Source organism: Thermococcus sp. 21S7, from assembly GCF_012027615.1.
Lineage (GTDB): Archaea > Methanobacteriota_B > Thermococci > Thermococcales > Thermococcaceae > Thermococcus.
Genome location: NZ_SNUT01000005.1, coordinates 101,249 through 114,623, shown reverse-complemented (window position 1 = coordinate 114,623; position 13,375 = coordinate 101,249). Strand labels below are relative to the sequence as shown.

General features: G+C 53.8%; 13 protein-coding genes. 11 read left to right on the top strand and 2 right to left on the bottom strand.

Going from position 1 to position 13,375, the window contains the following annotated elements; translation table 11 throughout:
- Positions 1–38 precede the first annotated feature (38 nt).
- A complete protein-coding gene (radA, locus tag E3E51_RS09040; RefSeq protein ID WP_167912788.1) occupies positions 39–2,549 on the top strand; it encodes a DNA repair and recombination protein RadA in 2,511 nt (836 codons plus the stop codon).
- 35 nt (positions 2,550–2,584) lie between these two features.
- Complete coding sequence (nucS, locus tag E3E51_RS09035; protein WP_167912787.1) at positions 2,585–3,337, top strand: endonuclease NucS; 753 nt, start codon at positions 2,585–2,587, stop codon at positions 3,335–3,337.
- Here nucS and E3E51_RS09030 read toward each other — a convergent pair.
- Both E3E51_RS09030 and E3E51_RS09025 read right to left on the bottom strand, forming a co-directional pair.
- Positions 3,334–3,714, bottom strand: coding sequence for a DUF473 domain-containing protein (locus tag E3E51_RS09030; RefSeq protein ID WP_167912786.1), 381 nt, complete (start codon positions 3,712–3,714; stop codon positions 3,334–3,336). The two genes, nucS and E3E51_RS09030, sit on opposite strands and share 4 nt — an antisense overlap.
- Positions 3,715–3,723: 9 nt before the next feature.
- Positions 3,724–4,452, bottom strand: coding sequence for a proteasome assembly chaperone family protein (locus E3E51_RS09025; RefSeq protein ID WP_167912785.1), 729 nt, complete (start codon positions 4,450–4,452; stop codon positions 3,724–3,726).
- Between the two features lie 312 nt (positions 4,453–4,764).
- Here E3E51_RS09025 and E3E51_RS09020 point away from each other — a divergent pair, with 312 nt between their 5' ends.
- The 9 genes from E3E51_RS09020 (at position 4,765) to E3E51_RS08980 (ending at position 13,184) form a co-directional block, all read left to right on the top strand.
- Positions 4,765–5,724, top strand: a complete 960-nt coding sequence (locus E3E51_RS09020; protein WP_167912784.1) for a hypothetical protein — start codon at positions 4,765–4,767, stop codon at positions 5,722–5,724.
- 6 nt (positions 5,725–5,730) lie between these two features.
- Positions 5,731–6,096, top strand: coding sequence for a hypothetical protein (locus E3E51_RS09015; protein WP_167912783.1), 366 nt, complete (start codon positions 5,731–5,733; stop codon positions 6,094–6,096).
- An 87-nt stretch (positions 6,097–6,183) separates the two neighbouring features.
- A complete protein-coding gene (locus tag E3E51_RS09010; RefSeq protein WP_167912921.1) occupies positions 6,184–6,957 on the top strand; it encodes an S-methyl-5'-thioadenosine phosphorylase in 774 nt (257 codons plus the stop codon).
- A 138-nt stretch (positions 6,958–7,095) separates the two neighbouring features.
- The gene (locus E3E51_RS09005) at positions 7,096–8,292 is read left to right on the top strand and encodes an MFS transporter (RefSeq protein ID WP_167912782.1); all 1,197 of its coding nucleotides are present in this window, start codon (positions 7,096–7,098) and stop codon (positions 8,290–8,292) included.
- An 86-nt stretch (positions 8,293–8,378) separates the two neighbouring features.
- Positions 8,379–9,653: an amidohydrolase family protein gene (locus tag E3E51_RS09000; RefSeq protein ID WP_167912920.1), complete on the top strand. Its 1,275-nt coding sequence runs from the start codon at positions 8,379–8,381 to the stop codon at positions 9,651–9,653.
- A gap of 108 nt (positions 9,654–9,761) precedes the next feature.
- Positions 9,762–10,718, top strand: a complete 957-nt coding sequence (locus E3E51_RS08995; RefSeq protein WP_167912781.1) for a DUF835 domain-containing protein — start codon at positions 9,762–9,764, stop codon at positions 10,716–10,718.
- 54 nt (positions 10,719–10,772) lie between these two features.
- Positions 10,773–11,315 (top strand): [protein ADP-ribosylglutamate] hydrolase, encoded by a 543-nt coding sequence (locus E3E51_RS08990; RefSeq protein WP_167912919.1) that lies wholly within the window; start codon positions 10,773–10,775, stop codon positions 11,313–11,315.
- Between the two features lie 18 nt (positions 11,316–11,333).
- Complete coding sequence (locus tag E3E51_RS08985) at positions 11,334–11,717, top strand: hypothetical protein (RefSeq protein WP_167912780.1); 384 nt, start codon at positions 11,334–11,336, stop codon at positions 11,715–11,717.
- Positions 11,718–11,741: 24 nt separating this feature from the next.
- Positions 11,742–13,184 carry an NAD(P)H-hydrate dehydratase gene (locus tag E3E51_RS08980; RefSeq protein ID WP_167912918.1) on the top strand — a complete coding sequence of 481 codons (1,443 nt, stop codon included), beginning with the start codon at positions 11,742–11,744 and terminating at the stop codon, positions 13,182–13,184.
- Positions 13,185–13,375 lie beyond the last annotated feature (191 nt).

Below are 13,375 nucleotides of genomic sequence, written 5' to 3'. Positions count from 1 at the left end.
TTTACCCCTATGAAAGGTAGGTGTAGTGGGTGAGTGAGATGCCGAGGAAGAAAAAGGCTGACGATGAAATAAAAGAGCTCGAAGAGTTTGAGGAGCTCGATGTCGTTGAGGAGTCCCCGTCAAGCTCAACCAAGAAAAAGAAGGAAAAGGAGATAAAGACCCTTGAAGACCTCCCCGGTGTCGGTCCGGCAACCGCTGAGAAGCTTCGCGAGGCCGGCTACGACAGCATCGAGGCCATAGCCGTTGCCTCTCCAATGGAGCTCAAGGAGATAGCGGGAATCAGCGAGGGGGCTGCACTAAAGATAATCCAGGCCGCCAGAGAGGCCGCCAACATAGGAACCTTCATGCGCGCCGACGAGTACATGGAGAAGCGCAGAACCATAGGCAGGATTTCCACTGGAAGCAAGAGCCTCGACAAGCTCGTTGGCGGCGGAGTCGAGACGCAGGCGATAACCGAGGTCTTCGGTGAGTTCGGAAGCGGTAAGTGTTTTGCCAAAGATACAAAAGTTTACTACGAGAACGATACTCTCGTTCACTTTGAGACCATTGAGGAAATGTACGAAAAGTACAGGGCTTTGAGCGGGGAAGTTCCCTTCGACACTGGCTTTGCGGTTCCACTGGAAACCGTTAGCGTCTACACCTTTGACCCTGCGACAGGGGAAATAAAGCGCACTAAGGCCTCTTATCTGTACCGCGAGCGGGTCAGGAAGATACTCCAGCTTAACCTCTCTAGGGGACGGAAGCTCAGGATAACCGCAGTTCATCCTGTCCTTGTCTTTAGAAACGGTCTCAAATGGGTTCGTGCAGGGGAGCTCAGGGAAGGCGACATAATCATTGGTGTTCGCAAAGTTCCCGCAAATTCTACACGCGTGCCCGACAACCGGGCTTATTTCCTTGGTCTCTTCGTTGCCGAGGGGACTTCCAACCCGTTCTCAATAACGACGTCCTCAAAGGAGCTTAAGGACTTCATCGTCGGGTTCATACGGGAGCACGATGGATACGAGCCGGCTGTTGAAATCCGGAGGGGTCTTTATAGGATACTCCTCCGTAAGAAAACTTCAGAGTGGATGGGAGCTCTTTCAGAATCAACCGCCGGGAGCAAGGCTGTTCCGGATGAAATCCTTAACGGAGATGAGAAAACCATAATTAGCTTCCTTGCGGGCTACCTCGACGGTGACGGCCACGTTGCCGAGTCTCATGTGGAATTCGTTACGAAGAGCAGGAACCTTGCAGACGGCCTAGTCTTCCTGCTGAAGCGTATTGGCATGTCTCCAACAGTCTCCGAGAAGGCCATAAACGGAGAAACATATTATAGGATTTTCATAACAGGAGAGGACAGGGCTTCCTTCAGCTCAGTCCTTGAGGTTTCCCTCCTCAAGAACTCGGAGCTACCCGAAGGCGGCGTTGGTCGGTATCCTCCTGCCGTTGCCAGGTATCTCTCCGCCCTTTACGCTGAATTCAGGTTGCCAAAGAGGGACGGTGAAACTGCCTATCACATCCTGACACGCAGTAAGAACGTCTGGTTCACCGAGAGGACCCTCGAAAGAATCTCGGACTACTTCAGGGATGTCCTCACAAGACTGGAACTCGCAAAGAGGGCAATTGAAAGCGGGGAGAAACCAGAGCTTCCGTTCCCGTGGACGGTTCTCAGGGAGTACGGCTTTGCCGATAGGCAGATTTCGAACTATCGCACGAGGGGACTTCCAAAGCGCGAACCCGTTAGGAGCAGAGTAGTCTTGGCTCTCCTGCGTGAGATTGAAGAGCACGAGAAGATTGCCAGAAAAGCCCTCGAATTCATTGAACTTGTTAAACAACTGGAGTTTTACGAGGTAAAGTCCGTTGAGCTCATCGACTACAACGACTGGGTCTACGACCTCGTTGTTCCAGAGACCCACAACTTCATAGCGCCGAACGGCCTCGTCCTTCATAACACCCAGCTTGCCCACACCCTCGCCGTCATGGTTCAGCTCCCGGAGGAGGAAGGAGGCCTCCACGGCTCTGTGGTCTGGATAGACACCGAGAACACCTTCAGGCCGGAGAGAATAAGGCAGATCGCCGAGAACCGCGGCCTTGACCCCGACGAGACGCTCAAGAACATCTACGTCGCGCGCGCCTTCAACAGCAACCATCAGATGCTTCTGGTCGAGAGGGCCGAGGAGATAATCAAGGAGAAGGCCGAGACCGACAGGCCGGTTAAGCTGCTCGTCGTCGATTCACTCATGGCCCACTTCAGGAGCGAGTACGTCGGCAGGGGAACCCTGGCGGAGAGGCAGCAGAAGCTGGCCAAGCACCTCGCCGACCTCCACAGGATAGCGGACCTCTACGACATAGCGGTCTTCGTAACCAACCAGGTGCAGGCCAAGCCCGATGCCTTCTTCGGCGACCCGACGAGGCCGGTGGGCGGCCACATACTGGCACACAGCGCGACCCTGAGAATCTACCTGCGGAAGGGCAAGGCCGGCAAGCGCGTAGCCAGGCTCATAGACAGCCCCCATCTCCCCGAGGGTGAGGCAATCTTCAGGATAACCGACAAGGGCGTTGAGGACTGAGTTAGCTTTTTAACCCCTCTTCTTTACCCCATTTCATGTCAAAAGTTGAGGCAGTTCAGAACCCCTCCCGCGATGAACTCATGAGGATAGTTGATTCCGCCCTGTCCTCCGAGGCAATGCTGACAATATTTGCCCGCTGCAGGGTGCACTACGATGGAAGGGCCAAGAGCGAGCTCGGCTCCGGCGACAGGGTGATAATAATCAAACCGGATGGTGCTTTTCTCATCCACCAGAGCAAGAAGAGGGAACCCGTTAACTGGCAGCCGCCCGGGAGCTTCGTGACGGTTGAGGAGCGCGGTGGCGTAATTATCCTCCGCTCCGTGAGGAGGAAGCCAAAGGAGATACTAGAGGTCGAGCTTGAGGAGGTCTATCTGGTCTCCCTGTTCAAGGCCGAGGACTACGAGGAGCTTGCTTTGACCGGCAGCGAGGCCGAGATGGCGGAGATGATATTCCAGAATCCCGAACTCATCGAGCCTGGCTTTAAACCTCTCTTCCGGGAAAAGCAGATTGGCCACGGCATAGTGGACATCCTCGGGCGCGATAGGGACGGCAACCTCGTCGTCCTTGAGCTGAAGCGCAGGAAGGCCGACCTGCATGCCGTCAGCCAGCTTAAGCGCTACGTTGAAGGCCTGAGCAGGGAGCACGAGAATGTTAGGGGAATACTGGTCGCACCGTCCCTGACATCCGGCGCAAAGAGACTCCTCGAAAAGGAAGGCCTTGAGTTCAGAAAGGTTCAGCCGCCGAAGAGGGAAAAGCTCGGAAAAGGCAGGCAGAAAACCCTGTTTTAGCCTATGTCCATCTCCTGCGGCAACATCTCGCGAACCCTGACCACCAGCACCGTGTTCCTCTTCCTCACCTCGACTATTCTGCCGAGGCCGAGGAGCCTTACCTGCGCCCTGCACACGGTCACTTCCCTCTCGTCGCTCTCCTCCCATGGAATCCTCTGCTCCATGCTCTCCAGGCGGAGTATCTCCGCGAGAAGCCCCTCCGTGCCCACCGTGACATCCTGGAAAGTCTCGTAGGTGAGGAAGAGCCTCCCGAGCTCTTGAGCTTTTTCGAGTGCAATAACGTTCCTCGCGCCCCTTATCTCCAGGGTCTTGTACGGGCCCCTCATCAGCTCATCCAGGACGCGTCTCGCTATCCCCGCAAGGAGGACTGCCTCCATGCTCCCACCTCACAGGTATATACTTTCATACTGCTTTTCGGCCTTTCTCCTAGCCTGCTCCATCTGCTCGTGCATCTTCCTCAGCTGGGACTCTATAATCTCCGCCTCCTTGAGCAGGGGCTCCGTTGAGACCTCTACCGGCGTCAGCTTCTTCAGAACCTCTATGACGTTCGCAGCGGCCCTCGGATCGGGTCTGTCCCCGAAGGTCTCTCCCAACAGCACGTAGGCGTCGAGTTTTTCCTTGCTCGCCTCCCAGAGGAGCTTCCCGCTCATTCCCATTATCGAACCGTACTGAAGGATTTTCACGCCCAGATTCTCAAGCTCCCTGTTCAGCTCTTCCTTGGCCCCAACCCCCCAGACGTCCATCTTCTCCTTGAAGAGGCCTATGCCTATGCCGCCGAGGGATATGATTTTCTCCGCCCCCATGTCATTGAGGTACCTCACGAGCTCCCGGGCTATCTCGCTCACCAGGGTGGGCGGGACGTAGATGTCGGCTATCGCCAGTATTATGTTGTCCTTCCCGTAGAACCTGAGCGGGGGGTTGGGCTTTCCGTCGAGGATCAGCGCCATGGGCGGGATGAACGGGCTCTCCACGTAGCCTATCATCTCCATTCCAAGCTCCCTGGCCAGGAAGTTGGCCGCTATGTGGCCGACCAGGCCTATCCCGGGATAGCCCTCTATCAGTATTGGGTTCCTTATCTCCGGGAGCACTATCTTGACGGGACTCCCGTTTTCCACTGTACCACCCCCGGAGAAATTTAGTTTCAAAAGGTTATTAAATTTTCGGATTCTTTCATTTCCGGGGAGATTATTGGAACTAGAGTCGATGTTACCTGCTTCGGAAGGCTATTAGATCCTTCAAGGGGATTCAATGTGGAGTAACTGGGTTTGGACAGGATGCACAGTTGGGCTGATTTGTCCGGTACCAGCGGAAGAAATATTACGACGGGACATTTGAAATCCCTTAAAATGTTCATATTTTTATTTCCAATTTTGTGTTTCTAACAACTATCCGTAGAAAACTATATATAGGTCTAATGCCTAAATGCCATGGCGATGTCCTTGAAATGGGCAAGACTCCTGGCAGGAGTGCTGGTGTTTGTTTTTGTTTTTTCGGGCTTTGTTAGTGCCAAGCCCCAAGCAGATGTAAGCGGATGGATAGCGATTGACATGTTCGTCCGCTACCGGATTGACATGAACAAGGCCAAGGGAATCTCAGAAGACCCGTACTTTGTGGACAGGCTTACGAACCTCGTTCTTCAGAGGTTTGACAAGGAGCTTGACGCTGAGATTGCACCCTACGCTGGAAACCTAACTCCAGAGCAGAGGAAGCAGTTGAAGTACCTTCTCCTCAGCGACTACATATCCTATCTCTACCAGAAGAGCTTTTATCCCAAGAATGCAAAAACTCTCGTGGTGAGGCCCATTAAAGTTGCCTCAATAGCAAAAGAAGGGAAAATCTACGATTACTACTACGCTCCGATGAGCTCATCGATTCCCTATCCAATCCACTGGTGGGTGCAAGTTAGAGTTGATATTGACGGAGGAACTGGAACTGACAGCAGTGGACACCACTATGACGTAGATGGCCACAATGACCTTTTTAAAATAGTTGTTTACTATGACTCAACGAGTGTAAAGTACGAGCTTCATTTCTACGATGAGGATCACCCGGACCCTTCACTTGATGCCGTGTACGACAAGATTCGCTGTAAACGGTATCCCGGAAGGGATAGCCGCTATGGCTGTGAAGACATTGAAAGCATCGAAGTCAAAGATGACTCTATAATATTCCCAACAACTTTTAGTACCTACACAGAATGTGGATATTTGATTTGTCACGAAGTGAGCCAGACATATGCAACGCCAGCACCTACTCATGGTTATGGAATTCGGTCGTATTCCCCTTCCATTAAAGTTTATGTTAGCAACACATGGAACCATCTCATGGACACAGTAGATACTAATCCTGATATGGCTAAGGTCTGGCACTATTATTCATGGAGGTAGTGGAATATGAGGTACTCCCTTCGCTTTCTCCTCTTTTTGAGGCTTTTTCTAAGGGTTTTTGCCTTCTCTTACCCGCTATTTCTAACGGTTATGTACAACTTTTGGATTTTTGAAAAATTGCCAACCGTTGCGTGGTGGGGTTACATAGCTCTCATGGCTATCTTGGAAATCATCATTGCCAGTGGCCGATTGCCCCTAAAACCTCTCCTAACGGCCTACATGGTCATTGCCGCCCCCTTGGAACTCCCAAGCGTTTTCTTGGGTGGTGTTTACATTCACACGGCACTTGTCTTCCTTCCCTGGGTCGCCCTTTGGTACGGGTCTCTACTGCTGTTGATTGCTCTTAATTTCCCCAAGACATGTCAGGGATAAAAGGAGCTAATCATCGTGGGGAGTTTCATTTCCACTGGAAAGGCAATCCTTATATGAGTGGAGCGAGCATTTAAGGCGGTGATGACCATGCCGAGGATAGGTATCATAGGTGGTTCGGGCGTTTACGGCGTTTTTGAGCCTAAGGAGAGCGTCAAGGTTCACACTCCCTACGGCAGGCCTTCGGCCCCAGTGGAAATAGGCGAAATCGAGGGCATTGAGGTCGCCTTCATACCGAGGCACGGCAAGCACCACGAGTTCCCGCCGCACGAGGTTCCATACCGCGCGAACATCTGGGCGCTCAGGGAGCTTGGTGTCGAGAGGGTCATAGGCGTTACCGCCGTCGGCTCGCTCCGCGAGGAGTACAAGCCCGGCGACATAGTCATAACCGACCAGTTCATAGACTTCACGAAGAAGCGCGACTACACCTTCTACAACGGGCCGCGCGTGGCCCACGTTTCCATGGCCGACCCGTTCTGCCCGGAGATGAGGAAGGTATTCTACGAGACTGCCAAAGAGCTCGGCTTCCCGGTCCACGAGAAGGGCACCTATGTCTGCATCGAAGGCCCGAGGTTCTCAACTCGCGCTGAGAGCTTCATGTTCCGTCAGTATGCCCACATAATCGGCATGACCCTAGTTCCGGAGATAAACCTCGCGCGCGAGCTTGGAATGTGCTATGCCAACATCGCAACGGTTACCGACTACGACGTCTGGGCGGACAAGCCGGTTGACGCGCAGGAGGTGCTCAAGGTCATGGCCGAGAACAACCACAAGGTCCAGGAGCTTCTCAAAAAGGCCATCCCCCGCATTCCGGTGGAGAGGAAGTGCGGTTGCGCCGATGTGCTGAAGACGATGTTCGTGTGAATTTGGTGTTTTTGCTTCCCTTGGCTTCTTTATTTAGTTTAGAAGTTTGGTAGTACTCTTGCAAGGAATAACTCTTAAATATGAACTTGCCTCTATAACATAGCACGCTGTCCAGCTTGAACCTTGTGGGGGTTGCCCTTGAGTCTTCAAAGTCTGGGCTACAGGGCACTGCTGAAGAACGGCAACGTTAAGGCCTTACTCCCAGCTTACTCTCTAAACATTTTCGCGGTGTCTTATCTCATTGGCTACTACCTGAACATAACTCTTGCTTCAATCGGCGGCCCGGCTCTCGTGGGACTCTTCGCGACAGTCAGCAACGTCTTCGCCGGCTTCCTGCCCCTCGTTGCCGGCGCCTTCGCCGATTCACACGGGAGAAGGTATGTGATTCTCGCGTCTGCTGTTTTTGAGGTGCTGGCGTTACTTTCCCTCGCCCTTGTGTCAGGCTCTGGAGGTAGATTAATCGTCCTGCCGGCGGTAATGCTCAGCGCCTCTTTTACAGCCTCCTCCCCGGCGCTGTTCTCCCTTATGGGCGAGTCCGTACCACAAGACGGCATGGGAAAGGGCATGTCGCTTCTCCTCATGGCGAGCAGTGCTTCCGGAATCCTGAGCTACATCGTCTTTGGCTCCATGATTGGAAGGATTAGCAACCCCCACCTTTTCGCCCTCTCGGCCCTGTTTGTTCTGATTTCCATTCTTTTCTACCTCCGCGTTTCTGAAACTGTGGAAAGAAGAGCTGGCAGAACCTTTGAGAGGTTTAGGGAAGCCCTTGAAGGAGTAACCCTGCTTAAAGAGCCCCCATTGAAACTTTTTATGGCCTACCTCTGCTTTGAGCTGTTCGTCAGTTCGATAGCGTCTCCCTTTGTTCCGGTGTTCCTTCAGAAAGTTTACTCACTCAGCGTTTCCCAGATTTCTTGGCTTTACTCCGCCATAGGCTTCGCAACCCTCATGGGGGCGTTTATCGCCGGCTACGTTGTAGACAGAATCGGCAGTTTGAACTCCCTAATGCTGAAGGACTCCCTTTCCATTCCCCTGCTGGTTCTCTTCGCGCTCGCCCCGTTTTCGGGCGCCTTCCTGTCCCTGGCAGTTCTCGCCTTCATCGAGCAGCTCAACGTCGCCTCCAACAGATACGTGGTCGAGAACACCAAGAGGGAGCACAGGGGCCTTATTCTCGGCTTTAAGTCATCGCTGGCAAAGCTCTCCGCGGTTCCGGGACCGGTTGTGGGAACCTTTCTCTGGGGCATCGGTCCGGGGGCGGCCTTCATAGTGCCGGCACTGCTAACGCCAATCGGAATCGGGCTTCTCTTCCTGCTTAGGTCTGCTCAGAAAGGTGGGTAATCCTAAGGGTTTGGTTGTTTTAAATTCTGTTCTCCGACACCTTTTTAACTTCCACCGGAAACACACCTTCTTAAAAGGTGATGCTCATGAGCATTCTCATCAAAAACGGGCGCGTTATCTACGGCGAGAACTTTGAGGTCGTCGAGGCCGACGTTCTCATCGAAGAAAACCGCATCGTTAATGTGGCCAAAAACATTACCGAGGCCGCGGATACCGTCATAGATGCAACAGGAAAGGTCGTTTCTCCGGGTTTCGTCAACCTGCACACCCACTCGCCGATGGGCCTTCTTCGCGGTCTCGCCGACGATCTGCCGCTGATGGAGTGGCTTGAAAAGCACATCTGGCCGAGGGAAGCGAAGCTCACGAGGGAGTACATCAAGGTCGGCGCCTACCTCGGTGCGCTGGAGATGATAAAGACCGGGACGACGGCCTTTCTCGACATGTACTTCCACATGGACGCCGTTGCGGAGGTTGTCGAGGAGTCCGGCCTCAGGGGCTACCTTTCCTATGGCATGATAGACCTCGGCGACCCCGAGCGGACCGAGAAGGAGCTCAACGAAGCCATTCGCGAGATGGAGGCGATAGAAAAGCTAAACTCCGACAGGGTTCACTTCGTCTTCGGCCCCCATGCACCCTACACCTGCTCTTTGGCTCTGCTGAAAGAAGTTAGAAAGCTCGCGGACGAGCACGGGAAGCTCATAACTATTCATGTGGCCGAGACGATGGCCGAGCTCGGAAAGATTCAGGAGAGGTATGGAAAGAGTCCCGTGCTTCTGCTCGACGAGATTGGCTTCCTGGGGAGGGACGTCATCATAGCCCACGGCGTCTGGCTCGACAGCAGGGACATAGCGATTCTCGCGAGGAACGGCGTTACGGTAGCGCACAACCCCGGGAGCAACATGAAGCTCGCGAGCGGGGTGATGCCCCTTCAGAGGCTCATCAACGCCGGTGTAAACATAGGCCTCGGCACCGACGGCTCTGCCAGCAACAACAACCTCGACATGGTCGAGGAGATGAAGCTGGCGGCACTCCTCCACAAGGTTCACAACCTCGACCCGACGGTGGCGGACGCTGGAACGGTCTTCAGGATGGCGACGGTCAACGGTGCCAGAGCTTTGGGTCTCAACGCAGGCGTTATAAAGGAGGGCTACCTGGCGGATATTGTCGTCGTTGACTTCAACAGGCCCCACCTCCGGCCGTTGAACAACGTGATAAGCCACCTCGTCTACTCGGCCAACGGAAACGACGTCGAGACGACGATAGTCGATGGAAAAATCCTCATGCTCGACCGCGAGGTTCTCACGCTCGATGAGGAGAAAATCCTCGACCGGGTGGAAGCTGTTAGGGGGGAACTGGCCTGAAGTCCGGTGGTCGTGCTTTTTCCAACAAGTTCAACCCGGCGGAAAGGTTTTAATGCCCGGCGAGATATTGACCTTAACGGGCGGGGAAAACATCGACGGTGAGCTGAAATGATGGAGCTGATTTTCGGGTCTGCCTTCCTTATCTCGTACGTCCTGCTTTTCTACAACTATCACCTTACGGGGAGGAAGGCGCTCGTTTACTACGCACTGGCATGGTTCAGTCTCTCGATACACTTCTTCATTCCAAGAAAGTCTATATACGCGGTTGGCCTCGCTTTTTTTGCCTTTTTGATATGGCTCGGAAACATACGGGCCTCCGAGGAGCTTCTGTGCGCCACCAAGTACTCCCGTGAGCTCAGATACTTTTCCGCCGTGCCACTCGCGGGTCTGATATTTCTCTTCCCCGAGAACCTTACCGCTTCGTTTGCGGTGCTCTCGGCGAGCATCATGTTCTCAGGGGTTTACCTGGTATCTACTGGAAACCGTGACCTCAGACTTATGGGACTTCTTGAGGGTATCTTCGCCGTCACTTCGTTCCTCAGGGGCTACTACTTTTCCAGCCAGTACATTGCGCTGGTTGAGGCTCTCCTGGCCTTTCTCCTGGCCTACGTTTCAATAAAGACGTTCCTCGACAGCTCTTTCATCGGCGAGTTTGAGGTGATGGATGTAAAGACCGAGCTGAAGTCCGGGCTGCGGATGATGGGTTCCGTTCCCCCGGAGGTTCTTGAGGGTGCGCTGGTGTTCTCAAGACAGAAAAGAGACCTCCCCAACTGGTTCTGGGTGACCAAGGTGTCAGACGAGGGCATATCTCCGACGAACCTCCCCAAGATACTCGACATTACCGTTAAGTTCATGAAAAAAGCCAGCGAGCGTGGAAAGCACGCGGTTATCGTTATCGACGGCCTTGAATATCTGGTACTTGAGAACGGTTTTTCATCGGTTATCAAGTTCCTCGCAACCATGCGCGATTACGCTCTGCTCCACAATGCGACCATCGTTATAATGGGGGACGATTCATTTCTGGATGAGCGGGGGAGGAAGATACTCCGCAAGCTCCTCGATTAGCCTGTCGGGCAAATCTCTTAAGTTCTGAAGGTGATTGGATGAGCGGTGAGTCCGATGGTCTCATTTGAGATTGTCCGTGGGGACATAACCCGCTTTCCGGCCGAGGCGATTGTGAACGCCGCCAATAGATACCTTGAACACGGCGGTGGCGTCGCCTACGCCATAGCGAAGGCCGCCGCTGGAAACGCCCGCGAGTACATCAGGATAAGCAAGGAGGCGATGAGGGAGCAGCTCGGGAAGGGCCAGATAGAGCACGGGGAGGTTGTTGTGACTCCTGCGATGAGGCTCAAAAGGCACGGAATCAGGTACGTCATCCACACGGTTGGGCCTTATTGTGGTGGAAAATGGGATGAAGATAAGAAGGAGAAGCTCAGACGGGCAATTCTCGGCGCGCTGAGGAAGGCGGACGAGCTGGGCGTCAAAACCATAGCCTTCCCGGCGGTAAGCGCGGGCATCTATGGCTGTCAGCTTGAGGAGGTAGTGAGAACGTTCAAGGAGACGGTTGAGGAGTTCTCACGCGAAGCAAGGAGCGTGGAGAGGGTTTACCTCGTGCTTTACTCGGAGGATGCATACAGGCGAGCGCTAGATGTTCTTTAAGTAGTCAGGGTGGAAAACTTGGAACAACATCTTCGTCTTCTCCTCTTTTTGAGGCTCTTTATGAGGTCCTTTGCATTTGCTTACCCGCTCTTTCTAACGGTCATGTACAACTTCTGGATTTTTGGAAAATTGCCTGGCTTTGCTTGGGTGGGCTACGTAGTTGTTATGGCCGTGTGGGAGCTTCTGATGGGCATTGCTGGTGACCGTTTACCCCTAAAGTCCCTTTTAGTTGCCTATTTTGTTCTAGCGCTTCCCCTGGAGCTTCCAACTGTTCTATTTGATGGTGCTTACTTTGATACAGTGCTCGTTTTTCTGCCCTGGGTCATCTTTTGGTATGGCTCCCTCCTGATTCTGAGCCTTTTCTTGATTAAACAACAACCTGAAAACAATTTAATACATTAGGCCCAACAATCAACGGTGATCCCCATGCGCATCGAGGACGTTTACATCTGGGACATAAACGCTAAGTGGCTCGGCATAACCCCTTACCAGCTCATGGAGAACGCCGGCGCAGGGGTTGCGAGAACCATCGAGGAGCGCTTTGGAAAGGGCCTCAGGATAGCCGTCTTCTCCGGCACAGGAAACAACGGCGGCGATGGCTTCGTCGCTGCCAGACACCTCAGCTTCGAGAACGATGTCACGCTCTTCCTCGTGGGGGATGAGGCGAAGATAAGGAGCGAGGAAGCCAGGCACAACTGGGAGATACTCAAGGGCCTCGACTTCGTGAAAATCAAGGTTCTCAAGGATTCCGCCTACATAAGGTTCCTCGACCTGAGCGGCTACGACGTCATCGTCGATGCCCTTCTCGGGGCCGGCACAAGGGGCGAGCCGCGCGAACCGATACGCTCGGCCGTCGAGAAAATCAACGAGTATGCCGGAAAGGCAAAAATCGTCAGCGTCGACCTGCCGAGCGGCTATCCGAGCGACGTCCGCGTTAAAGCGGACTTCGCGGTGACCTTCCAGTGGGACAAGGAAGAGTACGACGGCTTTGAGAGGGTGATAGTCAAAATCGGCTATCCGAAGGAGCTATACCACCTCGTTGGACCCGGCGATGCAAAGTTCGCGCTCAGGAAGAAGGGCGAGCACAAGGGTCAGAACGGCAGACTGCTCGTTATCGGCGGCAGCGGAGACTACTACGGCGCCCCCTACCTTGCCTCCAAGGCCGCGAGCTATCTCGTTGACCTCGTTTACCTGGCGATGCCCTCCGAACCGGCAATGAGGATAAGCGACCCCGATTTAATCCTCAGGACTATTGGGGGAAGGAACTTCTCGCCTGAGCATGTCCATGAACTCATGGGTATGGCTGAAAAGGCCGACGCCGTCGTCATCGGCCCGGGAATCGGACTCACTGAGGAGACGAAGGAATTCGTGAGGGAATTTGTAAAGCGCTGCGAAAAGCCGATGGTCATAGACGCCGACGGTCTCAAGGCGGTGGCCGAGGATTTGAGCGTTCTCAATGGGAAGACCTTTGTCTTAACCCCCCATGCCGGCGAGTTCGCGGTTCTCTTCGGCGTGAAGCCCGAGGGTTCGCTCGTGGAGAGGGCCGGGGTGGTGAGGGAGAAGGCCGGCGAGGTCGGCGGCGTTGTCCTGCTCAAGGGGGCCTACGACGTCATCAGCGACGGAAAAGCCTGGAAGTACAACAGAACCGGGAACAGGGGCATGACCACCGGTGGTACCGGGGACGTTTTGGCCGGTCTCGTTGGAGCCCTGCTCGCGCTCGGCAACGAACCGCTGAGGGCCGCTTCCGCCGGGGCGTTCCTCAACGGCCTCGCCGGGGACATGGTGAAGGAGGAACTCGGCGAAAACTTCACCGCTTTGGAGGTTGCGAAGAAGGTGCCGCACGCGGTTAGGTGGGTTTTAGAGTTTTGAAGAATTTGGTCCGGTTATGTTTATTGATTTCTTTAGTTTTTTAGTGGTAATGTCCGAAGGATTGTAATGAACGCTCTTTTACTCTTGCTCCTTTTCGTCAATCGGATTCAAAAGCAAGCAGTTAAAATTTTTTTTCTTAGTTTTTAATTTACAACTATAGAGAAAAAGTTTTAAAGGTCGAATGATTATAT

Coding starts and splice junctions, on each gene's coding strand:
- radA (WP_167912788.1), top strand. CDS start 39: ATGCCGAGGAAGAAAAAGGCTGACGATGAAATAAAAGAGCTCGAAGAG.
- nucS (WP_167912787.1), top strand. CDS start 2,585: ATGTCAAAAGTTGAGGCAGTTCAGAACCCCTCCCGCGATGAACTCATG.
- E3E51_RS09030 (WP_167912786.1), bottom strand. CDS start 3,714: ATGGAGGCAGTCCTCCTTGCGGGGATAGCGAGACGCGTCCTGGATGAG.
- E3E51_RS09020 (WP_167912784.1), top strand. CDS start 4,765: ATGGCGATGTCCTTGAAATGGGCAAGACTCCTGGCAGGAGTGCTGGTG.
- E3E51_RS09015 (WP_167912783.1), top strand. CDS start 5,731: ATGAGGTACTCCCTTCGCTTTCTCCTCTTTTTGAGGCTTTTTCTAAGG.
- E3E51_RS09010 (WP_167912921.1), top strand. CDS start 6,184: ATGCCGAGGATAGGTATCATAGGTGGTTCGGGCGTTTACGGCGTTTTT.
- E3E51_RS09000 (WP_167912920.1), top strand. CDS start 8,379: ATGAGCATTCTCATCAAAAACGGGCGCGTTATCTACGGCGAGAACTTT.
- E3E51_RS08995 (WP_167912781.1), top strand. CDS start 9,762: ATGATGGAGCTGATTTTCGGGTCTGCCTTCCTTATCTCGTACGTCCTG.
- E3E51_RS08990 (WP_167912919.1), top strand. CDS start 10,773: ATGGTCTCATTTGAGATTGTCCGTGGGGACATAACCCGCTTTCCGGCC.
- E3E51_RS08980 (WP_167912918.1), top strand. CDS start 11,742: ATGCGCATCGAGGACGTTTACATCTGGGACATAAACGCTAAGTGGCTC.